17 protein-coding genes are annotated in these 24,680 nt (G+C 53.9%); 8 read left to right on the top strand and 9 right to left on the bottom strand.

Annotated elements, in window-relative coordinates; translation table 11 throughout:
- The first annotated feature begins 54 nt into the window (after window positions 1–54).
- The 5 genes from OQ371_RS12900 to arsN2 all read left to right on the top strand — a co-directional run bounded on the left by OQ371_RS12900 (window position 55) and on the right by arsN2 (window position 3,993).
- Entirely contained in the window at window positions 55–1,095 is a 1,041-nt protein-coding gene (locus OQ371_RS12900; RefSeq protein WP_265994182.1) for a Gfo/Idh/MocA family protein, read from the top strand.
- Window positions 1,096–1,111: 16 nt separating this feature from the next.
- Complete coding sequence (locus OQ371_RS12905; RefSeq protein ID WP_265994183.1) at window positions 1,112–2,575, top strand: BNR-4 repeat-containing protein; 1,464 nt, start codon at window positions 1,112–1,114, stop codon at window positions 2,573–2,575.
- 81 nt (window positions 2,576–2,656) lie between these two features.
- The gene (locus tag OQ371_RS12910; protein WP_265994184.1) at window positions 2,657–2,989 is read left to right on the top strand and encodes an ArsR/SmtB family transcription factor; all 333 of its coding nucleotides are present in this window, start codon (window positions 2,657–2,659) and stop codon (window positions 2,987–2,989) included.
- Window positions 2,990–3,128: 139 nt separating this feature from the next.
- On the top strand, window positions 3,129–3,521 hold the full coding sequence (locus OQ371_RS12915) for an arsenate reductase ArsC (protein ID WP_265994185.1): 393 nt from the start codon (window positions 3,129–3,131) through the stop codon (window positions 3,519–3,521).
- A 4-nt stretch (window positions 3,522–3,525) separates the two neighbouring features.
- Window positions 3,526–3,993, top strand: a complete 468-nt coding sequence (gene arsN2, locus OQ371_RS12920) for an arsenic resistance N-acetyltransferase ArsN2 (protein ID WP_265994186.1) — start codon at window positions 3,526–3,528, stop codon at window positions 3,991–3,993.
- On the opposite strand, the gene OQ371_RS12925 is transcribed toward arsN2, so the two are convergent.
- Window positions 3,988–5,151, bottom strand: a complete 1,164-nt coding sequence (locus OQ371_RS12925; protein ID WP_265994187.1) for an acyltransferase family protein — start codon at window positions 5,149–5,151, stop codon at window positions 3,988–3,990. The genes arsN2 and OQ371_RS12925 overlap by 6 nt on opposite strands.
- Before the next feature lie 218 nt (window positions 5,152–5,369).
- The gene (locus OQ371_RS12930) at window positions 5,370–6,110 is read right to left on the bottom strand and encodes a class I SAM-dependent methyltransferase (RefSeq protein WP_265994188.1); all 741 of its coding nucleotides are present in this window, start codon (window positions 6,108–6,110) and stop codon (window positions 5,370–5,372) included.
- Window positions 6,111–6,440: 330 nt separating this feature from the next.
- On the opposite strand from OQ371_RS12930, the gene nhaA reads away from it, so the two are divergent.
- Entirely contained in the window at window positions 6,441–7,631 is a 1,191-nt protein-coding gene (gene nhaA, locus OQ371_RS12935) for a Na+/H+ antiporter NhaA (RefSeq protein ID WP_265994189.1), read from the top strand.
- Window positions 7,632–7,646: 15 nt separating this feature from the next.
- Here the strand turns inward: nhaA and OQ371_RS12940 are convergent, their stop codons facing one another.
- Window positions 7,647–9,419, bottom strand: coding sequence for an ABC transporter ATP-binding protein (locus tag OQ371_RS12940; protein ID WP_265994190.1), 1,773 nt, complete (start codon window positions 9,417–9,419; stop codon window positions 7,647–7,649).
- 65 nt (window positions 9,420–9,484) lie between these two features.
- Window positions 9,485–11,731 carry a monovalent cation:proton antiporter family protein gene (locus OQ371_RS12945; RefSeq protein WP_265994191.1) on the bottom strand — a complete coding sequence of 749 codons (2,247 nt, stop codon included), beginning with the start codon at window positions 11,729–11,731 and terminating at the stop codon, window positions 9,485–9,487.
- Window positions 11,732–12,394: 663 nt separating this feature from the next.
- On the opposite strand from OQ371_RS12945, the gene OQ371_RS12950 reads away from it, so the two are divergent.
- Together OQ371_RS12950 and OQ371_RS12955 are read left to right on the top strand one after the other, a co-directional pair.
- The gene (locus OQ371_RS12950) at window positions 12,395–14,758 is read left to right on the top strand and encodes a TonB-dependent receptor (protein WP_265994192.1); all 2,364 of its coding nucleotides are present in this window, start codon (window positions 12,395–12,397) and stop codon (window positions 14,756–14,758) included.
- 763 nt (window positions 14,759–15,521) lie between these two features.
- Complete coding sequence (locus OQ371_RS12955) at window positions 15,522–16,457, top strand: DUF4249 domain-containing protein (RefSeq protein WP_265994193.1); 936 nt, start codon at window positions 15,522–15,524, stop codon at window positions 16,455–16,457.
- A 142-nt stretch (window positions 16,458–16,599) separates the two neighbouring features.
- On the opposite strand, the gene OQ371_RS12960 is transcribed toward OQ371_RS12955, so the two are convergent.
- The 5 genes from OQ371_RS12960 to OQ371_RS12980 all read right to left on the bottom strand — a co-directional run bounded on the left by OQ371_RS12960 (window position 16,600) and on the right by OQ371_RS12980 (window position 24,235).
- Window positions 16,600–17,631 (bottom strand): spore photoproduct lyase family protein, encoded by a 1,032-nt coding sequence (locus tag OQ371_RS12960; protein WP_265994194.1) that lies wholly within the window; start codon window positions 17,629–17,631, stop codon window positions 16,600–16,602.
- 150 nt (window positions 17,632–17,781) lie between these two features.
- Window positions 17,782–18,477 (bottom strand): thioredoxin, encoded by a 696-nt coding sequence (gene trxA, locus OQ371_RS12965; RefSeq protein WP_265994195.1) that lies wholly within the window; start codon window positions 18,475–18,477, stop codon window positions 17,782–17,784.
- Between the two features lie 93 nt (window positions 18,478–18,570).
- Window positions 18,571–19,026: a CoA-binding protein gene (locus tag OQ371_RS12970; protein ID WP_265994196.1), complete on the bottom strand. Its 456-nt coding sequence runs from the start codon at window positions 19,024–19,026 to the stop codon at window positions 18,571–18,573.
- 109 nt (window positions 19,027–19,135) lie between these two features.
- The gene (locus OQ371_RS12975) at window positions 19,136–22,669 is read right to left on the bottom strand and encodes a PAS domain S-box protein (RefSeq protein ID WP_265994197.1); all 3,534 of its coding nucleotides are present in this window, start codon (window positions 22,667–22,669) and stop codon (window positions 19,136–19,138) included.
- 204 nt (window positions 22,670–22,873) lie between these two features.
- Window positions 22,874–24,235, bottom strand: a complete 1,362-nt coding sequence (locus OQ371_RS12980) for an amidohydrolase family protein (RefSeq protein WP_265994198.1) — start codon at window positions 24,233–24,235, stop codon at window positions 22,874–22,876.
- Window positions 24,236–24,680: the final 445 nt, after the last annotated feature.

Genomic DNA, 24,680 nt, shown 5'->3' on the forward strand with positions numbered 1-24,680 from the left:
TACAGTAGAGTAACGGGCAAATGTACATTCTTTTTATTTTTCTTCAACCGTTTCATGCAAAAATTGAAGTTTGCCATCCTGGGCACCGGCTTTTGGGCGAATTACCAGATTCCGGCCTGGTTTGCCCTCGACGGGGTTGAACTGATCGCTCTTTATAACCGCACCGGCACCAAAGCCGAAGCATTTGCCCGCCAGTACAACGTTCCGAACGTCTACGACAACGTTGATTTACTCCTCGACCGTCATGCCGGTGAACTTGATTTTGTGGATATCATTACCGACGTGGATACCCACGCGCTGTTTGTGGAAAAAGCCGCCCGCCGGGGGCTGCATGTGATTTGCCAGAAGCCGATGGGTCCCAGCCTGGAAACGGCCCGGCGGATGGTGGAAACGTGTCAGAGCGCGGGCGTAGAATTTTACATTCACGAAAATTTCCGCTGGCAAACTCCGCTTCGGCACCTGAAAACCGTTCTGGATTCGGGTGTCATCGGGCAGCCGTTCAAAGCGCGGGTGAGTTTCTGCTCGGGATTCCCTGTGTTTGAAAACCAGCCCTTTCTGGCCGAACTGGAGCAGTTTATCCTGACTGACATTGGGTCGCACATCCTGGATGTCAGCCGTTTTTTGTTTGGCGAAGCGGCCTCGCTCTACTGTCAGACCCAGCGGGTCAATCCGACCATTAAAGGGGAGGATGTAGCCAATGTGCTGATGAAAATGCGTAGCGGGCTTACGTGTTACGCGGAAATGTCCTACGCGTCGATTCTGGAGCGGGAGGTATTTCCGCAAACACTCGTCAGCGTAGAAGGTTCCAAGGGCAGCGTGGTCCTGGCGCCGGATTACACGATTCAGGTCACCACCCGGAGGGCCGACGGGCAGCGCGAAACCCGCTACCTGACGGCCACCCCGCCCGATTATCCGTGGGCCGATCCGGCGTACGCGCTGGTGCATTCGTCCATTGTCGACTGCAACCGCAACCTGTTGGAGGCCTTGCAGGGCCAGCAGCCGGCCGAAACCACCGGCACCGATAATTTTGAAACCATTCGGCTGGTGTATGCCGCCTACGACTCGGCCGCCCGCAACGAGGTTATTCACTTGTAGCAACCAAAACCACCGCATGAATCACTTACGCAATGCTTTATGGTTTAGCTGGTTCCTGATCACCGTGGTGGCGCCGGAAAGCCGCAGCCAGAATTCAGCAAAAGCCGACGGCTACCGGGGTATCTGGTATTTCATTGGTCCAACCAAAAACGAATACGCTTATAAATACAGTGGCGGGTTGGGAACGTATCCCGCCAACCACTACCCGTTCTCGGTCTATGCGCCCGCCGTTAACAAAACGTTTTTCTGCTACGGGGGCGTAACTGACTCCACTTCGCGGGAACTGTGCCATATGGTGGGTGTTTTCGATCACCAGACCGGGATGGTTTCCCGGCCGACGCTGCTGCTGAACAAACAAACCAACGACGCCCACGACAACCCGGTCATTCAACTGGATGCGCAGGGGTACGTCTGGGTTTTTTCAACCTCCCACGGCACCGAACGGCCGTCGTTTATCCACCGGAGCCGCCAGCCCTACCGCATCGACGCGTTTGAAAAAATAGAAGCCACGCGGCTGGATGAGAAAGGCCAAAAGATACCGTTTGACAATTTCTCGTACTTACAGGTTTACTACCAGACCGGGCGGGGCTTCCTGGGGCTTATGACTCATTACGACCGGGGCGTTCTGGTGTACGGCAACAACAAGCCCCGGCGAACGACGGCAGTCATCATGAGCCCGGACGGTATTTCCTGGTCGGCCTGGCAAGACATCGGCGCGATTGAAGAAGGCCATTATCAGAGCAGCGGGCAATGGCAAAACAAGGTAGGCAGTGCTTTTAATTACCACCCCAACACCCAGGTGGGCGCCGGGCTGGATTACCGCACCAACCTTTACTACGTGGAAACCCGCGATTTTGGTCAAACCTGGCAAACCGCCGACGGTAAACCCGTTCAGGTGCCGCTGAGGGAAATCGCAAATCCGGCGCTGGTGAAAGACTACAAGAGCCAGGGGCGAAACGTGTACATCAGCGATGTAAATTACGACGAAGCGGGACGGCCCATCATCCTGTACATCACCAGCAAAGGCCCGGACCCCGGCCCGGCCAACGGTCCGTATGAGTGGAACGTTGCGTACTGGTCCGGTACGGCGTGGCAAATCTCCTCCGTTGCCCAATCCGATCATAACTATGACATGGGTTCGCTGTATGTCGAGGGAAACCGCTGGCGGATCATCGGCTCGGTGGAAGCGGGGCCGCAGTCCTACGGTACCGGGGGCGATCTGGTGTTGCTCGAAAGCCGTAACCGGGGCAAAAGCTGGAAAGCCGTGAAAAGGCTGACCCGCAATCCGGCCCGCAACCAGTCGTATCCACGTCGTCCGGTGGCGGCTCAGTCCGGCTTTTATGCTTTCTGGGCCGATGGTAACGCCCGGCAGGCGTCGGCTTCGTACCTGTATTTCTGCAACCAGAACGGGCAGATTTTTCAATTACCGGCGCAGATGCAGAGCGATTTCGAAAAGCCGATTCCGGTGAAAAATCCGTAAGCCACTTGAAAAGCAGTTATTGTTCAAGCATTTTGTTAATCGTATTATTGCGATAAACTGAATCATTGCTACATTTGCTGAATGGGTGTAACTAAAACCGAAGTATTTTCTGGACCGCAAAATCGGATCGCAGAGCTGGCCAAAGCCTTTGCCCATCCCGCCCGGGTGGCCATTCTGCAGCTGCTGATTGCCAAAAAAACCTGCGTTTGCGGTGATCTGGTGGATGAGTTGCCGCTGGCGCAACCCACGGTTTCGCAGCACCTGAAAGAACTCAAGCGCATCGGAATCATTAAAGGCGAGGTTGATCCGCCCCGCGTTTGCTACTGCATCAACGAAACCGTCTGGGAGGAAGCCCGGCAGATTTTTGGTTCGTTGCTGAATGCGCTGGGTACGGAAAAAACGACCTGCTGCTGAACGGACACTTTTTTAAGCGGATTGATCGTAATAATGCAATAATTGAACAAAACTAAACCGCGCACCTCTTAGCTGACAGGTATTTCAAAGTAAGCTAAAGCCCGAAAGGGGCGTGTTGCTAAACGGAAAATTTGCACGAATGAAAACGATACTGGTACTCTGTACGGGAAATTCCGCGCGTTCGCAGATGGCACAGGGGTATTTGCAGCAGTTTGCCCGGGGTCGGGCCGATGTGTACAGCGCCGGAACGAACCCAAAGGGCGTCAATCCGCTGGCCGTTCAGGTTATGGCCGAAGATGGGGTCGATCTTTCAAGCCATACCTCTGATCACGTGGATAAGTACGTCGGTAAGCAATTCGATTACGTCATTACGGTTTGCGATAACGCCCGCGAACAATGCCCGGTCTTTCCGGCGACGGCCCAACGCATTCACGAAAGTTTTCCGGACCCGGATTCGCTGGAATCGTTCCGGCTGGTGCGGGACCAGATCAGGGAATTTAGCCGACAATTCATCAATCAGAAGCTGCTCTAAACAGATGCCGGTGATTATCCAGAATGCCCGCCCGGAAGACCGGGAAGCCGTTGGTACCCTGCTGGAACAGGCACACCTACTGACCGACGACCTGCCCGCGGATTTGACGGATTTTGTACTGGCTAAAACGACGGATGGCTGCGTTGGGGTGGCCGGTCTGGAACGGTTTGGGCCGGTAGCGTTGCTCCGCTCCGTGGCGGTGGCCCCAACCCATCAGGGGCGGCACATAGCCGCGCGGCTGGTCGGGCACTTGCTGGAAACGGCGGCAGAGGCCGGTTTGAGCGACCTGTTTCTGATTACGACCACGGCCGATGGCTTTTTTGCCCGGCACGGTTTTCAGCCGGTGGATCGGCAGACCGTACCGGTGGCTATCCGGCAGACAAGGCAGTTTAGCGAACTCTGCCCGGCTTCGGCGGTCGTTATGAAACGGGCCGTCGACCCCGGCGGATTCTTGCGACATCCCGCTTCATGAAAACGACACCTTCAGCGAGTTGAGGGGCTTTTCGAGTACATACCACGAGACCGTTGCCAGGCCAACGGTCAGGCCCGTAAAATACAGGAGTTGAAAACTGTAATGCGCGTTCAGCAGGGGAACATAGTTGGTCAGGTGGTTCCAGAGCCGTAACGTAAAGTGCGTGGGGGGCGTGTGGTAGTAGTTGTAAATGAAATTGTGGAACAGGTAAATTCCGTAGCTGACCAGGCCAATGTGCTGGCTGACCCGGTTTTCCAGCAGCCATTTCATCCAGCCGTCGAAACCCAGAATGCCCCGGCCGATCAGGAAAAAGCCCAACAAGGAAGCCGCCAACCGTTCCAGGACGTAGTTCATGACGTTAACGTGATTAACCTGCGGTAAAAATTCATACAGGAACACGACCGCCAGAAAAGACAGCAGACTGAGCGGCAACCACCAGCGTCCCCGGAAAAAAACTTCAAACCAGCTCCGGCGGTAGAGATACCCGTAGGCCAGCACCCCTCCGAAGCCGAATGGGTCCAGGCAGGTCAGCGTGAAAATGTACTGAACGGCCCAGGGAAGTTTCATCAGGTAGAAAACAATCCGCAGGGCCACACTGCCAACAATCATAATTCCGACGGAAAGCGGAACGTACCGGCGGGGAACAAAGAAAATCAGCAACGGCAGGAACAGGTATACCTGCTGCTCGACCGCCAGCGACCAGAGGTGATCGGCCGTTCCAATCCAGGTGTTGTTAAAAATAATGTAAAAATTGGTGGCATGTAACAGCAGCCAGGTCAGCGTTTCGCGGATGCCGGGCTCACCGATCAGGGCCAATACCAGCACGGTAACGTAGTAGACGGGCAGGATGCGGAGGGCCCGGCGGATGTAGAAATTTTTAAAGTAGCTGCCCGTCGTTTTTTCCGGCGACTGCTCCAGTTGCTCCTTGCCCGATAACAGAATCCGGATGATCAGAAAACCACTGAGCACGAAGAAAATGGTGACCCCCAGTTCGCCCAGTGAACCAATCGGCAGCGTTGTATGCCCGGCCATCCAGTGGCTGATCAGGACCAGTGTAACGGCAATGCAGCGAATCCCGTCCAGTTGTTTCAGGTGACTAAACGGTTTCTTAGCAGTCGGGTTGGTTGAAGCCGCGTGTCCGGATGGCGTACTGGTCATTTAAATGGTGTTTAGATAACTTTACTGATAACGAGGCTGTTCGGGTTTTATTCTTGGGCGGGTTTGTGTGAAAAACGATTTTTGTTGTGGACAAATCCGCTTGAATCGTAAACCTGAACCGCCTTACCGGCTGCTAAAGTAAGGTGAATTACGGATTGTTCCGCCCCCGCGGGGGCGGAACAATCCAGCGGGTTTGTTTGAAACCGGAGCGGGCTATTCTACCGACCGGCCTTTTTCCTGGAACAGGCAATAATGAACTGGGCGGAGAAAACGTGCTTCAGAACCGGTATTTTCTCCAGCAGGGGCTGAAAAAAGTAGATGACTTTGGCCGGTAGGGTGGGAAAAAAGAACGGGACATACCCGACGTAGCTCCAGCTTTTCACTTCACCGCCTGCGTTCTTTATCCAGCGCTTCAGTTGCCACTCATAGAACGATTGTTCTTCGTGCTCAATATGGTATTTGGATGTCTTCTCGATCAGCTTCAGGACGGGATTGTTGCCGTTGGGCTCCATGATGATCAGGTGATCTGCCAGCCGGAACGCGTTGGTGATGGCTTTTTGCTGGTCAGCCAGGTGATGCAGTACGCCCCGGATGACGGCAACATCGTATTTTTGTTCCGGCACGGGCAGGTTGTCGTCCAGCAAATTGATGGTGTCGAAGGTAACCCGGGGGTAATTCTGGCGGGCCATTTCGATGGCCGAGTGAGCGGGATCAAAACCGTACACGTCCAGATTCGGAAAGTTTTCCTTGATGTTGTTGGTGTACATACCATCCCCACAACCGATATCGACCAGCGTTTTGTAATGCGGTTTAATGAACTTGAAAATTTCGTCGGAAATACGTTTGTTGGCAACGTAGGAAGAGAATTGGGCGTTGGTAGTGTACAGGAATCCGCCATTTTCACGAACGTTTCGATTGAATTCCTGTACGTTCTTTTTCAGCACTGTGCTCATGGACATTGTGTTTAGAAGAGTAAAAAAACAAGTAGCCGCTTCCTGCGCGAGCCGGAAGGGAATGATGAGCCCGGTAATGGATAGCCATTACGGGTTGAGAATCAGGAAATAATAGGAAATCTCCCCGGCGCTCAGAGTGCGCCGAAATGACTGGCTGACAGAGGGGGCGTCAGCGGAGAATCGTCATCAGGGGGGAGTAAGTTGCAGCATCATTTTGGTATAACTGGCTGCAAAGATTAAAAAGGAATTAAAAAAAGCAAGGGGATAAATTAAAATCAGATTAAGAGGACCTAACAAATAGAGTCTATTTTTGCGTATTCTCTCAATGATCTTGCTATGAAAGAAAAGCTATATAAACTTTTTCAGACGTTTTTTCGGTCCGGTTCAGTTGGGGGTATCGTCCTGATCCTGTGCGTTTTGGCTTCTCTGGTGATTGCTAATTCACCTTCCGGGGCACCTTTTGAAAACCTTTTGTCTACCGAGATTGGATATGCAAATTCAGGTCTGCATCTAAAATATTCCGTTTTGATCTGGATCAATGACGGCTTGATGGCGATATTCTTCCTGATGGTGGGGCTGGAAATCAAACGGGAATTGATCGAAGGCGAGTTGTCGTCGCTTAAAAAAGCTGCGCTGCCCATTTTTGCGGCTTTGGGCGGGGTTTTGGTCCCGGCATTGATTTATTTCGCTTTTAATCAGGGCACCAGGGTCGCGGGGGGCTGGGGTATTCCAATGGCAACCGACATTGCGTTTGCGCTGGCCGTTGTGACCTTGCTGGGAAACCGCGTTCCGGCATCCCTCAAAATCTTTCTGGCGGCTTTGGCAATCGTGGACGATTTGGCCGCTATTGTGGTTATCGCCCTTTTTTACTCCACCGATCTGCACTTCGCTTACCTGGCCTACGCGGCTGCGGTTTTTCTCGGTTTGCTGATCATGAACTGGCGGGGCGTCACCAGACCGGTATTTTACCTCGTTCCGGGCTTGTTGATCTGGTATTTTATCCACCACTCCGGAATCCATGCCACCATTGCCGGGGTCTTGACTGCCTTTACGCTCCCGACCACGGAGGACGACACCCCATCGACGCTGGAACGGGTGGAACACGCGCTGATTAAACCTGTTAATTTCATCATCATGCCGTTGTTTGCCCTAGTCAATACCAACATCCGGTTTGAACCGGGCATGGTGGATGGGCTAACAACCACCCTGGGAATGGGTATTGTGTTGGGATTGCTGGTTGGTAAGCCCCTGGGCATCTCGCTGTTTTCCTGGCTTTCGGTCAAAGGGGGCTTGTGCGTTTTACCGGCGGGCGGGCGCTGGCCTCACCTGATTGGATTGGGCATTTTGGGTGGCATTGGCTTTACCATGTCGATTTTTATTGCCCTGCTGTCTTTTCCCGACCAGCCGGCGGTGGCAGCAAAGGCAAAATTTGCCATCCTGACCGGGTCCGTCCTGGCCGGGACCCTGGGCTACGCGTTCCTGAATGCCATCAGCAAAAAACAGGGCGTTACAGACGAAATTGGGTAACGCCCTAAAATCGGCTTAAACCGCAGCCACTTCCTTGCGTTCCCCGATCTGTTGCCGCCACATGGCGTAATAAAGCCCTTTCTGCGCCAGCAATTCGGAATGGTGCCCCTGCTCGGCGACGTGGCCTTTTTCCAGCACAAAAATCCGGTCGGCGTGCAGGACCGTGCTCAGTCGGTGGGCAATCAGGATGGTAATGTGCTGCCGGGAGCCCGAAAGCTGGCGCACAGTTCTGCCAATTTCTTCCTCCGTCAGTGAGTCGAGGGCCGAGGTGGCTTCGTCGAACACCAGCAACGTGGGACGGCGCAGCAGGGCGCGGGCAATGCTCAGGCGTTGTTTTTCACCCCCGGAAACTTTAACGCCCCCCTCGCCAATGACGGTATCAAGTCCTTGCGGGGCCCGGTTCAGGAGGGAGTCGGCTGCGGCCTGGCGGAGGGCCGTGAGGCATTCGGCGTCGGTGGCGTTGGGAGCCACAAACCGCAGGTTTTCGCGGATGGTCCCGGCAAACAGTTGCGTGTCCTGCGTCACAAAACCGATCTGCTCGCGCAGTTCGTCCAGGTCAACCTCCGCGCTGGAAACGCCGTTGTACAGGATACGGCCTGCCAGGGGCGGATACAAACCGACGAGCAACTTGATGAGCGTTGTTTTGCCGGAACCTGACGGCCCCACAAAGGCGATGGTTTCGCCGAGTTTGACATCAAACGAAATACCGTCGAGGGCGGGTTTGTCGGCCGACAGGTGCTTGAAGCGAACGTCTTCGAAAGCCAGCGTCTGAATCTTTTTAACGGGTTGCGGGTGGGCCGGTTTAACGTCGCGGGGCGTGTCAAGAATTTGCTGAAAATTCGCTAGCGAAGCTTCCGTTTCCCGGTAAATGTTGATGATGTTGCCCAATTCCTGTAGGGGACCGAAAATGGCGAAGGAGTAAATGAAGAGGGAGAAAAATTCGCCTACGGTAATCCGTTGCTGCACCACCAGAAACAGCATCATCAGCATGATGGCGTTCCGCAGCAGGTTGACAAATGTTCCCTGCACGAACGACAGCGACCGAACGTAGCGGACCTTTTTTAACTCCAGCCGCAGGATCTTTTCGGTGGTGGCGTTGAGCCGTTCGGTTTCCTGCTGGGCCAGACCGAGGCTTTTCACGAGTTCGATGTTGCGTAGGCTTTCGGTCGTTGAACCCGCCAATGCCGTGGTTTCGGCCACGATGTTTTTCTGTACGACCTTGATTTTTTTACTCAGCAGGGAGCTGACAAAGCCGAGCAACGGAATGGTCAGAAAATAGGCGGGCGCGATGGGCCAGTATACCGTGCTGGCGTACCACATGACGAACACGATACCGATGACGGACGTAAACAGCACATTGACAAACGACTGAATAAGTTTCTCAACGTCCGTCCGCACCTTCTGGAGCTTACCCAGGGTTTCGCCCGAGCGCTGGTCTTCAAACACCTGGTAGGGCAGTTCCAGCGAGTGCCGCAACCCGTCGGAATACAGCCGGGCGCCCAGCCGCTGGGTGATGACGTTAACGTAGTAATCCTGAAAGTTTTTGGCGATCCGGCTGACCATCGCGACGCCCAGCGCCTGCAAAATAAGCATACCGGCACCGTCGCTCAGGAAGCTCACAAAATCCAGTTTCTGAATAGCCGAACCCGGTTTGACAACGTATTGATCGATGATCTTCCGAAAAATATACGGGTCGAGCAGCGAGAAAATCTGATTGATGGCGGCCAGCAATAAAGCCAGCACGAGCAGGGACCAATAATGACGTAAATAACTGTAAAGTAATTTCATAGGCTAGAAAAAAAAGAGGAAACCGTCTGTTGACGGTGCTAGCCAGGAAAGTGCGGTGGGCGTTATTAGACGTTCCGCAAACGGTTTTCGCGCTGAAACTCTTTAATCAGTTTGGTGTTCCCGGCCAGCCAGATAACATCACCGGCGTAGAAAAAGGTCGTTGAGTCGGGATTTAAAATGCGGGTTCCTTTTCGTTCGATGCCGACGATAAGCCCCTGCGTTTTTTCGCGGATGCGGGATTCGCGGATGGTCAGGCCGACAAACGGAAACGATTCATCAACGGCAATTTTTTGCAGAGAAATTTCCTGGGCGGGGGTAACCCGTAGCTGACTCGCGGGTGCGGGTTCAATCAGTTGGTTAAATTGCTCCAGTTGCTGGTCGGTACCGATAACGGCAATTTTGTCGCCCGGGTAAAAGCGTTCGTTGGGGTTCGGCACCAGGACGGTCAGGCTTCCGCGGGCAATGGAAATGACGTTGACGCCGTATTTTTCCCGCAGGGCCAGTTCGGCCAGTGTAAAACCCACGCCCGGCGATTCAGCCGTCACCTCGAAATAAGAGAGGTGGGCATCCCAGGGCAGCAGATTCCGGCCCATCCGGGTTTCCTGATGAATCTGACGGGCGTTGAGGTTGAGCAGAAAACGGTTTTCGATGAGGTCGTAAATCAGCGGGAGACGCTTTCCAAATACCAGCCAGATGCCGGCGGCCACCACCAGAAAGAACAGGAGGATGCTGACCGAGAAAAATTGTTGCAGCAACAGCAGAATCAGCCCCAGTCCGATGAGCGTCCGCGTCACGGCCAGCGTGACGAGGGGGCCGCGGTAGGATCGCCGTTCGGTCCAGAGCCGGGTGTAAACCGGTTGGTTGATGCGTTTCAACACCAGTGCCCACAGGAAAGGCGCCATCAGCACAAACGACAGAAAGCCCGCCAGCGTTTCGGCCCACGAAGCGCCCGTCAGTTTTTCGTGCACCAGCGGGAGCAGCCAGCGGGAAGTCATCAGAATGATACCCAGAATGACGACGGTGTTGACAATAATAATCTGAATGTGTTCGCGCAGTAACTGGTACCAGTCGCTGACGCTGCTGATGCTCTGGGCGCCGGAGCTGTAGTTGCTCAGAAACAGTTTGGTCCGGGCGGGCAGTTTGCGGTCCAGCCACGTATAGAGGGGGCCGGACGCCCGGATCATGTAGGGCGTGGTAAAAGCCGTCAGGGCCGAAACCGCCACGGCGATGGGGTAGAGGAAGTCGCTGGTAACGTGCAGGTTCTTGCCCAGGGTGGCGATGATGAAGGAAAACTCCCCGATCTGGGCCAGGCTCATCCCGGTCTGAAGCGACTGCTTGAGCGGTTGGCCAACCACCAGCGCACCGAGGGTGACGTTTACGGCTTTTCCGGCCAGCACCACCAGCGTAATCAAGGCAATCGGACCGGCGTACTCGATCAGCCCGCCCGGCTCAATCAGCATACCGACGGAAACGAAAAAAACGGCCCCAAACAGGTCTTTGATGGAGGTCAGCAGGTCTTCGATGCGTTCGGCGTAAGGCGTTCCGGCAAGGATAGACCCCATGATGAACGCCCCCAGCGCCGGAGAAAAGCCCACGTTGGTTGCAATCACGACCATCAGCAGGCACAGGGCCAGGGCGATGATCAGCAGGGTTTCGTCGGTGATGAATTTCCGGCTGCTGCGCAGAAAGGACGGAACCAGAAAAATACCGGCTAAAAACCAGATGGTCAGGAAGAACGCCAGTCGCATGATGGCAAACAGCATGTCGGGGCTGAAAAACTGCTTGCTGATGGCGAGGGTGGAAAGCAGCACGAGCAGCAAAACCGCTACGATATCTTCGATGACCAGAATGCCAAACACCATACCGGCAAATTTCTGGGTTCTGACGCCCAGCTCGTCGAAGGCACGGATGATGATGGTGGTCGACGAAATGCAGACGATGCCGCCCAGAAAAATGCTGTCCATCGTCGACCAGCCCAGGCACAAGCCGGTCAGGTAACCGAGTAGAATCATGGCCGAAATCTCGTAGACGCCCGTCATGGCCGCCGTGCCGCCAATTTTGACCAGCTTTTTGATATTAAACTCCAGACCGAGACTGAACAGCAGCACAATCACGCCAATGTCGGCCCAGATGCGGATGGTCTCCGGATCGGAAATAGTCGGGAATAACGAAAACTTAGGGCCCACCAGCACACCTGCTAAAATATACCCCAGCACGAGCGGTTGTTTGAGCCACTTAAAGAGAAGCGTGGTAATGGCTGCAGCCCCCAGAATGATGGCAAGATCGATGATCAGATGTGGTAAATGAGCCATAACGAGGAACAGTTGTATTTTTTATTAGAACCCTGCCGAAGCAGCGGTATGGATAGCCAAGTTCAGGGCATGTCTACAATTATACGACCTTTTTGCCCCGAATCAGATTGATTAAGCGGATAAAGCCCGAAAAATTATCGGCGTTCCAACCGACGTCAAAAGCTCATTTTGTTCTTCCCAGCCTTATTATCAGGGTGTATCCACGGGCCGGTTTGCGGTAAAGAGGGGGTACACCACCCATCTGGACACATTCAGTGTACGGTATTTATCAGACAAACGGACCTCCCGCCAGCAGCGCAAACGGTTCGGTCAACCTATCGGAACGGCGCTTGCTACGTAAGTAGATCCGGGTCAGGATAAGAAGCTCGGTTTCACTGGGCCAAAGGGATACTAAAGTCTCTTCGCAGCACGGTATAAATGCCTGACTCCTAGCGTTATGAGCATTAATACAGGATTAAAGAAGTTTTCGATCTTCTGAGCTGCTGATTCGTTAGTTTTTTGTATAAGTTGCTGTATTTCAGGGCACTATGCCTCGCAGGGAATATTGATAGTCTATTAGAGTAATTATTTTTGGGTTAAAACCGTAAATGGTCGCTAATGGTATCAGAATCAGATCTTTACTTTGTCTAAGTGAAACTACTTATTACCTGTCTACACAACCTTATGAAATCAATTTTTACGCTTGCCATCCTCTTTTTTACACTTAACACGTTATGGGTTGCCGCCCAGACGCCGGTCACATTAGTGGGGTCGGTTCAGGAAATGGGCAGCCGCACCCCGCTTCCGGGCGTTAACGTGTATATACCCGCTTTGCAAACCGGAACCTCCACCAGTGAGTTGGGTTCTTTTAAGATAACGGTTCCCGCCAGGGACAGTCTGACGATCATGTTTTCGTTTGTGGGCTACCAGCCTCTGACGCGCACCATCTTCCCCGCTCACTGCCAAACCCTGGACATCTTCCTGACGCCCGGCCAGCTGCTGGCCGAAGTGGCCATCAAAGCCCACGCTGCCCCCAAAGCCAGCGACCTGGCCCAGATGAGCCGCATCGACGTGCCCCTCGAGCAGCTCAACAAAATACCCGCCCTGATGGGCGAGAAAGACGTGCTGAAACTGCTGCAACTCATGCCCGGGGTGCAGAAAGGCTCCGAAGGCAACGCCGGGGTGTACGTGCGGGGTGGGGGACCGGATCAGAACCTGATTACCCTCGACGAAGCGGTGGTCTACAACCCCAGCCACCTGCTGGGCTTCTTCTCGGTCTTCAACGGCGATGCGCTCCAGAGCGTGGAATTGACCAAGGGCGGTTTTCCGGCCCGTTACGGGGGGCGGCTGTCGTCGGTGATCGAGATGGGTCTGAAGGCGGGCGACCGTCAGGCGTTGCACGGCACGGGCAGTATGGGGGTGATTGCCTCGCGACTGACGCTGGAGGGCCCCCTGCAGCAGGGCAAATCCTCATTTGTGGTGTCGGCTCGTCAGTGTTATCTGGGGGCATTGACGGGTCTGGTTGCCAAAGGCAGGGAGTCGGGTGTTCCGTCGCGTTCGGGTTTTGGGGACTACAACGCCAAGCTATCGTTTGATCTGGGAGCGCGGGATCAGCTGTACGTCAGCGGTTATACCGGTTCCGATCAGTTTAAAAGCCAGCGCGTGAGCGGAAACCGTACGCTAGATGCCAGCCTGAACTGGGGCAACACCACGGGTACGCTGCGGTGGAGCCACCGGTTCTCGAACCGGGCCTCGGCCCACACGGCGTTGATTTTTAGCCAATACCGTATGCAGGTTGCCAACGAAGAAGCGTCTGCTGCCACCCAGAACGGCTCTCTTTTCCGGCTGAAATACCAGTCCAATATCCGCGATTTGGCGTTCAAACACGACCTGGATCTCTACGCCAGCGAGCGTCATCAGCTCCGGTTTGGGGTGCAAATTACGGCCCATCGCTTTAATCCGAGCGCTGTGGTAACATCATCGGCGGAAGCGGCTTTGCCGACCACTACAAATCAAAACATCGATGTTATGGAATCGGGCGTTTACGCGGAGGATTACTGGCAGCCCACCGACCGCTGGCGGATCAACGCCGGCTTGCGGATGAGCCACTTCTTCCACCCCCAAGCCCAATACCTGCGGCCCGAACCCCGCCTGTCGGTGGGCTATAAACTGCCCGGCGACTGGACGATCAAGGGAGCCTACGCCCAAATGAACCAGTATGTACACATGCTGTCGAGCACGGGCGTTGGCCTGCCCACGGACCTGTGGGTGCCCACGACCGATCGGGTCAAACCCCAGCAGTCGGAGCAGGTAGCGCTGGGGCTGGTCAAAGACTTTGATTCCGACATTGCTCTGACGGTGGAAGGGTATCATAAAACCATGAAGAACAACATCAGCTACCGCGAGGGGGCCAGCTTTCTGCTGACGGACGATAAGGCGCGCTGGGAGGATAACGTAACGGCGGGCCGGGGCTGGTCGTACGGCGGGGAGGTGATGCTCCAGAAGAAAAGGGGCCGGTTGTCGGGTTGGATCGGTTACACGCTGTCGTGGACGCAGTGGCAGTTTGCCGATCTGAACGGGGGGCGCAGGTTCTTCCCGCGTTACGACCGTCGGCACGACTTGTCGGTGGTGGGGGTTTACGAATTGAGCAAGCGTGTAAGCCTATCCGGTACCTGGGTGTACGGCACGGGGCAGGCGCTAACCGTTCCGTCGTCGCGCTACGCGGTTGGGGTCAATAACCCGGATCCGTCTAGTGCCGCCACAACCCCGTTTATCGACACCCGCAACGTAAAGGATTATGGGGCCAAGAACAGTTTCCGGGCCGAACCGTATCACCGCATGGACCTTAGCCTGCAGTTCCATACCCGAAAAAAAGCGTGGGAAAGCAGTTGGGAACTAAGTGTTTATAATGCCTACAACCGCCGTAATGCCTTCTACTATTCGCTGGAAAGTAAAGTAGAGGTGGCTAATAAACCATCAAAAACGGTATTATACCGTTATTCGCTCTTCCCTGTCGTACCCTCCGTTAGTTACACATTTAAATTCTGACTTTTTACTCCTTGTAGTAGCTCCAGTAGCTTAATGCCAGAAAAAGACGCGATGACGCGTCTTTTTCTTTTTAGGCAGGTTGCCCCAGGTTGTTTACAAAGGTGTGAATGCCTGAGGTCTTTTTATTACATCCTGGAGGTCATTAAAATAGAATTGAATCCCTGCTGCTCTGCACAAAGTAACCCTCCCGATTAGTTTTGCCGGGCCGATGGCTTGGTTTTCTCCCTGCTTCACCGCCCACCCGCCAGTCCGTTAATTGGTATCAATTCTTCCATCAAAAGATACCAGTTTTCGCTACTTATTTAACTACTTATATACTGATTTTATTTTTGAGTATATAATTAAGTAAAAACACATTGCTGCTTCTCCGTTTGGGATTAAGTGCAGATTAATCCTGTCCAATCTGTTTATATAGAATTTTAAAGCTATATATTGTATAAATTGTTGATGATCAATATTATAATATACGGCTTTATTGCTTTAGTAAGGTCAGTGGCTATTATTTTTGAGTTAAAATAGGTCATGGTATAGCGGTAGTATTTTTCTTAAGTACTTACTTTGTATCAGTAAAATTACTCAATATAATCTCTGCCAACTTATGAAAAGAAATACAACGTCAGCCAGCTTCACGAAGACGACGCTCACCATTAAAAAATCTGTTAATTCACTCCATAAGGATACTGACAGCTTTGCATTTCAAACATTGATTCTCTGTTTTACCAGCACTATCTCCTCTCTGACTTCCTCTTTCAAAAACACCATCATGAAACCGATTTACGCTCTGTTAGTATTAATCAGTTTATTTGCCACTGCTTGCCAGGATATGCGTCAGGAGGTAGAGCCGGAGAGCCTGACTCAGGTTGAAAAGAAACTGGTTCTGATCGGGTTTATCTCACCCCAGGATACCATTATTGCCGTCAAAGTGGGCGTAACCCGCCCCATCGCCGACGCCAATTATACTTCGAATTACGGTACGGTTAAGAACGCCATTGTGACTCTTTCAACCGGCGGCCAGTCGATTCAGCTTACCTACAACGGGAAAAACGATTGCTACCAGGCAGATCCGAAGAAATTCCCGATTCGGGCTGGCGCAGCCTATCAACTGACGGCACAGACGCCGGAGGGCATGAACGCTTCTGGTTCTTGCACGATTCCGCAGGCGACGCGTTTGCAGCAGGTCCGGCTGGATTCATCGGAAGATGCCAACAGCGAGAAGCACTATTTCGTGCGGTATTTCTGGCAGGATGCCGCCAAAACCAGCAACTACTACCAGACGAACGGCCTATTTGTTTACACCAAATCGTGCCCAACGTGCAAAACCGATGCAAATGCCAAAGTAAAATCCGAGAATCAACCGATTCTGTTTGAGTCGATGGGGCAACTCAACACACTGTTATCCGACAAGGCGAAAGATGGTGATAAGCTGGAGTCGTATCACGGCTACCTCGATCAGGGTACGGTATCGCAGGCATCGACTCAAAAGTTGACCTTCTCGACACGCTACGATCGGGCAACGGTTCGGGCTACCTTGCTGAACGTGGATGAAGCCTACTACAAATACCACCAGGCGCTGGAGTTGCAGAAAAAAGCCGAAGGCAATCCTTTCGCCGAGCCGGTTCTACTGCCCAGCACCATCACGGGCGGACTTGGCTGCTTCGCTGGCTACAACCAATCTTCATTGACGCTTACGCTTAAATAACCCGTACCGGAAGGACCAGCAACCGGTTTCTTTCTGAATTATCGTCTGAAGTTGGCGCGATATACCGATGCGGTGTGGAATGACTCAGCGAGTTGTCCCACACCGCATCGGTGCTTTTAAACGGGTGAGCGGTGAATTTCTGCTAGAAGATATACCGAATGCCGCACCAGGGGATCACCTGCTGGTGCAATTGTTGAAAGGCCGCAATCAGCTGGCCCTTCAAGCCGTATCGGTACCGAATGTTGATGCCGCCCCACTGACTCCGCTTGAACTCCTGTTGGTCGGGTGCCCATAGCAATTGCTCGGCCTTTGGGTTAAGCGCCAGGTTGACCTGATGCATTCCTTCGTGGTGGGTCAGAAAAATAACTTCACTTTGCATCTGGGCTTTCACCGCCGGATGCACAACTTCGTTCAGCCGCTCGAAGAGTTCGCGGTAATCGTCGAGCCAGCCTTCGTAAAAAATTACCGGCGAAAAATTGACGTGAACATCATAACCCGCCTGGTAAAAATCATTGATAGCCGCCAGTCGGTCCTCGATCGAATCGGTGCGAACATCCACCAGTTTACTGATCCGGGCGGGCATCAGGCTGAACCGGATCCGCGTTTTTCGCTGCGGATCATACTGGAGCAGGTGTGGGTTGACAAACTTGGTGGCGAAGGTGGCCAGGGCGCGCGGGTGATCCCGAAAAAACGCAACCGCCGTCTCGACTCCGTCGCTCAGGGCCGCGTCCACCGAAATGTCGGAGTTACAGCCGATGTCGTACGTATAATATGTCGCGTGCGTCTGGTTGGGAACCTTCGGCCAGGGCTGCTTGTGAACGTGTTTGTCGACCGCGCCCAGAATCTCTTCGGTATTGGTAAAGAGCGTAATCGGATTGACGGGTTTGTTGCGGTCAACGTAGCAGTAGGCGCAGGCACCAAAGCAGCCATTCGCCAGACTTGGCGAGACGAAATCCGAGCTCCGACCGCTTTCCCGGCATACCAGCGTCTTCAGACGGCCCAACACCAGAACATCCGACTTAATTTTGTACTGATTAACGTCCAGTTCCGGCAACCGGTTGTGCTGACCAATCGACTGCTGAACGGCTTCGGGAAACGTCTGCAACACCTGGCGGCCGCGTTCATTGAGGGCGTCAGGGGTGTAAAAAATGGTGGTAGGATGGAAAGGGCGCATACAATTTACTAACACGGTTTTTAAACACGTAGTTCATTGTTTTTTAATATTAATACGCTGGTAATCAATGGATTAATATGTTTTTTTAGGACCCTCAAAGGTTGACTTGGCGGCTTCGGCTTGCGTTCTCCAAGCCATCCGGATGATTCGTTATTCCGCCGGAGCTACCAGCGATCGGAGGGCGGCTTCGTCCTGAAAACCCACCTTGCGATTGACCAGGGCACCGTTCCGAAACACAAGCACCGTCGGCAGTTCCTCGACGCGGTATTGCTCCAGCATCTTTTTCTCCTGATCGGCGTTAAGTTTCACGATAACGGCTTTACCCGCCCATTCCGTTGCTAGCTTGTCGATGATAGGAGCCATTTTTTTGCAGGGAGCACACCAGGGCGCGTACACATCGACCAGCACCACCGACTGGGCCTTAACCAGACTGTCGAGCCGTTGGGCGTTCCACTGGGCGGGAGCGGAAGAGCGCTGCACACCCACCACGGGCATCATCCGCGCCGACCATTTGAGGTAACCACCCCCCATCTCATAAACAGGCCCGTAGCCCAACTCGCGCAGCTTCTCGGCGGCTGCCCGGCTTCTGCCGCCCGAAAGACAATAGACAAAAACGGGTTTGCTGGGATCTAGTTTTTTGGCGGCCTGGACGAAGTCAGCCTGATTATAATCCAGGTTAACCGCGTTGGCCAGGTGCCCTTCGGCAAACTCTTTGGGCGTGCGGACGTCAATCAGTTGGCCTTGCGGACTCTGGGCGAGCTGGCGCGCAAAGGAATCGGGCGACATGGTCTGGGCCAGGCTCATTTGGGCGGCCAGTAGGGTAGTTAACCAAAGAAAAAATTTCATGCTTTTGTGGGGAAAGATATCAACTGATAAACGCCTTTGTTTTTACACCAGTTCCGGCGGCTATGCAAAACCCCGGTCATCGGACCAGTTGGCTCAACGCTGTATTCGGTACGCTAACGTCCGGTGGTCGATCATCAGGCAACGGCTTTGCACCACCCGAATGCCGGCTTCAGCCAGTTGCCGGGCCACCGCATCGTTGCGGATGCCCGATTGAAACCAGACGGCTTTTGGGCGTTTTGCTAGTATGTCGTCTACATGGGCCGGGAGGTCTTCGGCCCGTCGAAAAACATCAACCAGATCAATATCGAAAGGAACATCCGTTAATGTGCGGTAGACCGGCTGGCCCAAAATATGGGTTGTTTCCGGATAATAAACCGGCACCGGCACCACCGTAAAGCCCGCGGCTGCCAGGTATTCTGGTACATAATAGGAAGGCTGGTGGGCCTGCGCTTCCGTTTTGATTCCCAGAACTGCAATGGTTTTACTTTGAGAAATCAGCGCAGCGATTTGCGCCAGATCCGTGATGATGTTCTCTTGCCAGTTAGTCATAGTTTTAGTTGTCTTTGCGAGCGCCCCCGTTGGGTCGTTTGTCGATTGAGCGGGCATCATCTTCAGAATGGGAAGACGGTGGCCGCGCTCTTCGCCGGTTTGTATGAAGTCATTTCTGTGGGCCCGACGTTAGACGGTGGCTGCCCGTGCCCAGCAGGGTCGTCAGCAACTCCGTTAGCGTCTCCATATCCACCGGCTTTACCAGGTGTCCATCAAAACCCGCTTTTTGGGTCCGTTGTTTGTCTTCCGGTTGTCCATAGCCGGTCAGCGCAATGATGAGCAAATCGTTACCCCAGGGCTGCTGACGAATCAGCCGGCAGGTTTCATAACCATCCAGTTCAGGCATATTTATATCCAGAAGCATGACGGCCGGCCGTAGCTTTTCGGCGGCTTCAAAACCGGCCCGGCCGCTGTTTCGGGTGTGGGTTTGGTAGCCGTTCAACTGCAGCAGCAACTGTAAACTCAAAGCCGCATCCGCATTATCATCCACGACTATTATCGGAAGACGAGCGGCCTCCGCAGGGTTGGTCGTCAGGCGCTCGGGGGGCATATCCGGGGATACGTGCTGCGTTGGCAGATAGACGGTAAACGTACTGCCGTTGCCCAACCCCTCGCTTTCAACTTCAACCCGTCCGCCATGCATTTCCACCAGCCGCTTCACCAGTGTCAACCCCAGGCCCAGGCCACCCTGTGAGCGGGCAAGCGAATTATCGACCTGCACGAACAACTCAAAAATGGCGTTTTGCTGGTCTGCGGCCAGGCCAACACCGTTATCACGAACCTGGAGGATGGCTTCCTGACCGCGGTGTTCCAGCGTTAGCCAGACCTGCCCTTGCTCGTTGGTGTAGCGCGCTCCGTTGCTTAACAGGTTGGTTACGATCTGAGTAAGACGGGCCGAATCGCCATCCAGATAAATCGGGAAAGCTGGCAAATGGAGGTGCAAGCTGCGGCCTCGTTCCTGATACAACGAACTGACAGCCTGGGCGGTATGGCTCACCAGTTCCACCAGATCCACCCGTTCTTTGCGCAGTTCGATCTTATCCTGGCTGATGCGGCTTACATCCAGCAAATCGTCCACCATGCGCACCAAATGGTCGTTTTGTCGAGTCATCATGGCCAGCGTAGACCGGGTCACGTCATGCTCGGCCGCGGTTAATGTCAGAATATGCAGGCCATTGCGGAGGGTAGCCATCGGATTGCGCAGTTCGTGGGCCAGCATGGCCAGAAACTCGTCCTTGCGCCGATCGGCTTCTCGCAGGGCCTGCTGGTTTTGTTTGCTTTCGGTCATGTCCAGCACAAATTCCACGTATTCGCCTTGGCTCAGCCTTCTTCCCGCCAACAGCCCCCACCAGCGGCTGCCATCCGGACGGATGTACTGCTTTTCGTACGGGGTATTTTCTCCTTTGGTCCGGTATTCCTCCTGAGCTCTGAGCGTTATCTCCATAAACTCCGGGGGCGTCAGCCTGTCCCAGCGCACCTGCCCGCCGACAAACGCCGGATGAGGATAGCCACTCATGCGCTGAAAGGCTTCGTTGGCATCGTGAATATGGCCTTCCAAATCGAAGTAAATGACCCCCACGGTACTGATTGACAAGGCCCGCTGTAGGCGCTCCTCCGACCTTTTGATGGCTTCTTCGGCCTGCTTCCGGTCGGTGATGTCAAACATAACCCCACTCATCTGGGTCGGCTGACCGCCTTCTTCGCCCGTCACCCGCCCGTACCCGCTCATCCAGCGGGTTACGGCGTCTTCCCGCACCATGCGAAACTCGGCATCAAACAGGCTTTGCTCGTCGATGGCCTGGGTCAATTCCTGGGTTACCCACAACCGGTCTTCCGGATGAACGCGGCTCAGGAAGGCATCCGACTTCTGCGGCCCGGCTTTCACCGGCAGAGCCAGCAAATGAAAGTGCTGCTCGTTCCAGAACACTTCATCGGTGGGTAGGTGCCACTCCCAGGTCGCCAGTTCGGCGGCTTCGACCGCCAGGCGGGTGCGCTCTTCCAGTCGCCGACGTAGCTCCTGCCCTTGTTTGCGCTTGGTAATGTCGCGGCTGATTTTGGTAAAGCCCGCCAGCTTTCCGTGGGCGTCGTAAATGGCGGTGGCAATTTCGTTGACCCAGAATCGCTCCCCATTTTTGCGTATCCGGATCGACTCCCGTTCGGCCCGGCCGGTTCGGGTTGCCTGCTCAAGCTCTTTTTCAAGTTCGCCGGTAGCCAGTTCCTCGGAAGTATAGCACAGTGAGGCATACCGTCCAATAACCTCCTCGGCGGTGTAGCCCTTCATCCGCTGGGCCCCTTCGGTCCACTCGGTAACGATGCCACGGGAATCAAGGCGGTAAATGGCGTAATCGGGCAGATTCTGTAGGAGTGTGCGGTAACGTTCTTCGCTTTGCCGGATGGCTTCCTGGGCCCGTTGGGCTATTTCATCTTTTAACCGCACCACCTCCAGCTCGGCTTTTTTACGAGCGGTAATGTCCTGGGTATTCATCACGAAACCATCCCCCATTTTCGTCAGGGTTTGGTAGAACCAGGCGTTAAATTGTTCATGATTGTAAAACTGGTCGTGATCAATCGGAACGCCGGTTTCGACGACCTGAACAAACTTGTCAAACAAACCCGTTTGAACCACTCCCGGATTTTGCTGCAACAGGCTTTTTCCAATGACGTCGCCATTTTGCTCAATCGCTTTCCGGTTGTTCATCACCCAGGTAAAGTCAATGATCCTGCCGCTCGCATCTCTTACCGCTTCAAAAGCCTGAATGACGTACAAAGAGCTATCGAGGATGGTTTGCAAGCGTTCTTTGGTAATGGCTAATTCCTGCTCGGCTTTTTTGCGGGCGGTGATGTCAATGGTTGTCGTTGTCACGCCATCGTTCAGTTTCACGGCAGACTGGTAGAACCAGCCATTGAACTGTTCGTGCACGTAATGCCGCTCCGACTGGTCCGGGACGCCAGTTTCCACCACTTGTCGGAAAGCCTCAAAGATGCCTTCTTTGATCACGCCGGGATTGAGGGACAGCAAGCTCCGGTGGATGACGTCGCCGTAAATTTGTTCCGAAGTGTGGTTGTTCAGGACCCAGATGAAGTCAGTGATGCGGCCTTGTTCGTCCCGGACGGCTTCAAACACCTGAATCATCGCGGGTGAACTATCCAGGGTGGCCTGGAGAAGCTGCCGGTTTGCCACCTCGTTTTCTAGTTGGGTTCGGTAGCTTTCTTCCGTTTGACGGGAAGCTTCTTCGGCCAATTTTTTGGAGCTGATGTCAATGGCGATGCCCATCCACTTCTTCACCGAGCTGTCGGGGTTCAGAATCTGGCTCGCCCGAACGTTCGTCCAGCGCCAGCCGCCCCCGGGGCTCTGTAAACGCAGTTCAGCATCCAGCGGCAAGCCCTGAGCACTGGACTGCTGCCATAGCTCTCTCGCCTTGGGCCGGTCGTCGGGGTGAACGGCGGCTACCCAGCCCTGGCTCAGCCATTCCTCCGGACTTTGGCCGGTATACGCCCGCCAGCCGGGTGAGTCCGTAACCGCAATACCGTGGGCATCGGTTTCCCAAAATGCCTGGGCAAACGACTCCAGGAGCGCACGGCAGTCGTCAGCCGTTGGATAACCGGGTGATCCGGGACGCTCTAATTGGTTCGGAGTGCTCATGGTGTCTGACAAAGAGTATACTCCATAAACTACGGAGTTGAATAGGTGTTTGCGCAGGTACGCTGTCAGTTCGCGATGACTGACCGGCAAAAGGGATGCTCTGGATGCTTAAAAGAAAACGAGCCAGATGCCCCGGTACGGATGCGGAACATAGGCTCGTTGATCAGGACGCACAAAGCCGGATTTGACGGCTGCCAAATCAATTTACTGCTTCTCCAGTTTCTTCAGTGCCTGCTGAATATAGGCTTTCGATAACCAGTTGGTACCGATCATAACGCCCTCGATGTTCCGGGTCTGGCTGATGTCGTTCAGGGGGTTGCCGTTCAGCAGGACCAGATCCGACACGTTTCCGGTTTTGATCGTACCCGAATCCGGTTTCTTGAGGTATGAAGCCACATTGACCGTACCGGTTCGCAGGGTTTCGTAGGGCGTCAGGCCCGCCCCAACCAGGTACTGCATTTCGTGGTGAATCGAAAAACCCGGAACGTTCATAACCTGGGGCGCATCCGAACCCAGCAGAATCTGAACCCCGTTTTTCTGACACTCGTACAGAATTTTACGGCGCATCTCGATGTATTTTTCGGCTTTCTCCTTCGAGAAATTCGGGTTGTTGTTGTAGCTGTTTTTGGTATTGGTCCAGTTCCGCACTTCTTCGGCTTTCATGTATTTCATCTCGGGTGCTTTCACAAACTCGTCGGCCGGAAGCGGAGACAGCCAGCGTTCGGCCAGGGCTTCGGTCGGCACCACGCGGATGTTTTTCTCGCGCAAACCGTTGACCAGCTTCGGAATCAATTTCGGGTCTGCCCGGTAGCCGATCCAGGCCCCAAACAGGCCCGTTTCCTGTTCCACCAAGGTATCCGAGCCCGGCGTGATGGCTTCCATAAAACTATCCAGGTGGTCGATCGACGAGTAGCCGGCATCAATGGCCATCCAGGCCCCAACGTTGAACGAAACGTGTCCGATAAACGGAATCCCGACTTCCTTGGCGGTTCTGGCAATGGCCGGAAAAGTTTCTTTGGTTAAGCCGGGATGGAGTTTGAGGTAATCGTACCCGGCGGCTTTCTGCTCGCGAACCATCCGGGCTCCCTGCTCGGCCGACTTAACGGTCTGGCCGCTGAAAGACGGTCCGGACGCGTAAAAATGCGGCCCCAGAATTTCGCCGTTGTTGATTTTGCTGCGGAGTTCCAGGTGTTTGGCGTGGCCCAGCATCCCGCGGATGGTTGTAATACCGTTGGTCAGGTACAGCATCAGCACGTCTTTCATGGGCTCAATGTCGTCAATGGGCGGAACGTGGGCGTGCATTTCGGCCCAGCCGGGCGTCAGGTATTTGCCTTTGGCGTCGATCACCTGCGCGTCCTTGGCGTATTTTACCTTTCCATCGTTGCCGAGGGCGGTGATTTTTCCGTTTTTGACCACTACGGTCTGGTTTTCAAGAACCCGTTCCTGATCCATTGGAATGACATTAACCGACTTGAAAACAATTTCCCGCTGGCGGTTGCTGACCAGATCCTGAGCAAAAGCCGTCTGGATCAGAAAAGGGAGGAGGAGCGTAAGTAGGTTGCGCATGGTTAGGAGGATTTTGGGATGAGCGGAAACCGCAGGCAACGGCTTCGCTACGAAGCTATAGACTTTTCGCAGAGAAGCAAAACGGCTAATTTTGGAGAAATCTACTAAAATTTAATCTCATTTTAACAAGACGGGCGCGAGATTTAAGCCGATTTTAAAGCCGAGCAAATTCATTATCACGATGTTTGTGTCAGTGGTATACACATACTATTTACTACTTATTAGCGTTGACCAAATCTTAAAAAGCCGGTTCTCTTGAGCTGGCTTTTTCTATTTAAAAGCGCTCCGGCCAACCGCTCTGTCAAGACCGTGCAGTCGGAATAGCCCTGACCAATTCTGTTCTCAGCAGATGGTTACCAGACACTATAGTCCTTCCTGCTTCATTTCGTTACGTATACGTCTCCTATTTAAACCAAGTCTAAACAAAACCGCGCAATCGCTTCAA

It is taken from the genome of Larkinella insperata, from assembly GCF_026248825.1.
Taxonomy (GTDB): domain Bacteria; phylum Bacteroidota; class Bacteroidia; order Cytophagales; family Spirosomataceae; genus Larkinella; species Larkinella insperata.

Coding starts and splice junctions, on each gene's coding strand:
- OQ371_RS12970 (WP_265994196.1), bottom strand. CDS start 19,026: ATGACTAACTGGCAAGAGAACATCATCACGGATCTGGCGCAAATCGCT.
- OQ371_RS12915 (WP_265994185.1), top strand. CDS start 3,129: ATGAAAACGATACTGGTACTCTGTACGGGAAATTCCGCGCGTTCGCAG.
- arsN2 (WP_265994186.1), top strand. CDS start 3,526: ATGCCGGTGATTATCCAGAATGCCCGCCCGGAAGACCGGGAAGCCGTT.
- OQ371_RS12930 (WP_265994188.1), bottom strand. CDS start 6,110: ATGTCCATGAGCACAGTGCTGAAAAAGAACGTACAGGAATTCAATCGA.
- OQ371_RS12975 (WP_265994197.1), bottom strand. CDS start 22,669: ATGAGCACTCCGAACCAATTAGAGCGTCCCGGATCACCCGGTTATCCA.
- OQ371_RS12950 (WP_265994192.1), top strand. CDS start 12,395: ATGAAATCAATTTTTACGCTTGCCATCCTCTTTTTTACACTTAACACG.
- OQ371_RS12910 (WP_265994184.1), top strand. CDS start 2,657: ATGGGTGTAACTAAAACCGAAGTATTTTCTGGACCGCAAAATCGGATC.
- OQ371_RS12980 (WP_265994198.1), bottom strand. CDS start 24,235: ATGCGCAACCTACTTACGCTCCTCCTCCCTTTTCTGATCCAGACGGCT.
- OQ371_RS12900 (WP_265994182.1), top strand. CDS start 55: ATGCAAAAATTGAAGTTTGCCATCCTGGGCACCGGCTTTTGGGCGAAT.
- OQ371_RS12905 (WP_265994183.1), top strand. CDS start 1,112: ATGAATCACTTACGCAATGCTTTATGGTTTAGCTGGTTCCTGATCACC.
- OQ371_RS12945 (WP_265994191.1), bottom strand. CDS start 11,731: ATGGCTCATTTACCACATCTGATCATCGATCTTGCCATCATTCTGGGG.
- trxA (WP_265994195.1), bottom strand. CDS start 18,477: ATGAAATTTTTTCTTTGGTTAACTACCCTACTGGCCGCCCAAATGAGC.
- OQ371_RS12960 (WP_265994194.1), bottom strand. CDS start 17,631: ATGCGCCCTTTCCATCCTACCACCATTTTTTACACCCCTGACGCCCTC.
- OQ371_RS12925 (WP_265994187.1), bottom strand. CDS start 5,151: ATGACCAGTACGCCATCCGGACACGCGGCTTCAACCAACCCGACTGCT.
- nhaA (WP_265994189.1), top strand. CDS start 6,441: ATGAAAGAAAAGCTATATAAACTTTTTCAGACGTTTTTTCGGTCCGGT.
- OQ371_RS12955 (WP_265994193.1), top strand. CDS start 15,522: ATGAAACCGATTTACGCTCTGTTAGTATTAATCAGTTTATTTGCCACT.
- OQ371_RS12940 (WP_265994190.1), bottom strand. CDS start 9,419: ATGAAATTACTTTACAGTTATTTACGTCATTATTGGTCCCTGCTCGTG.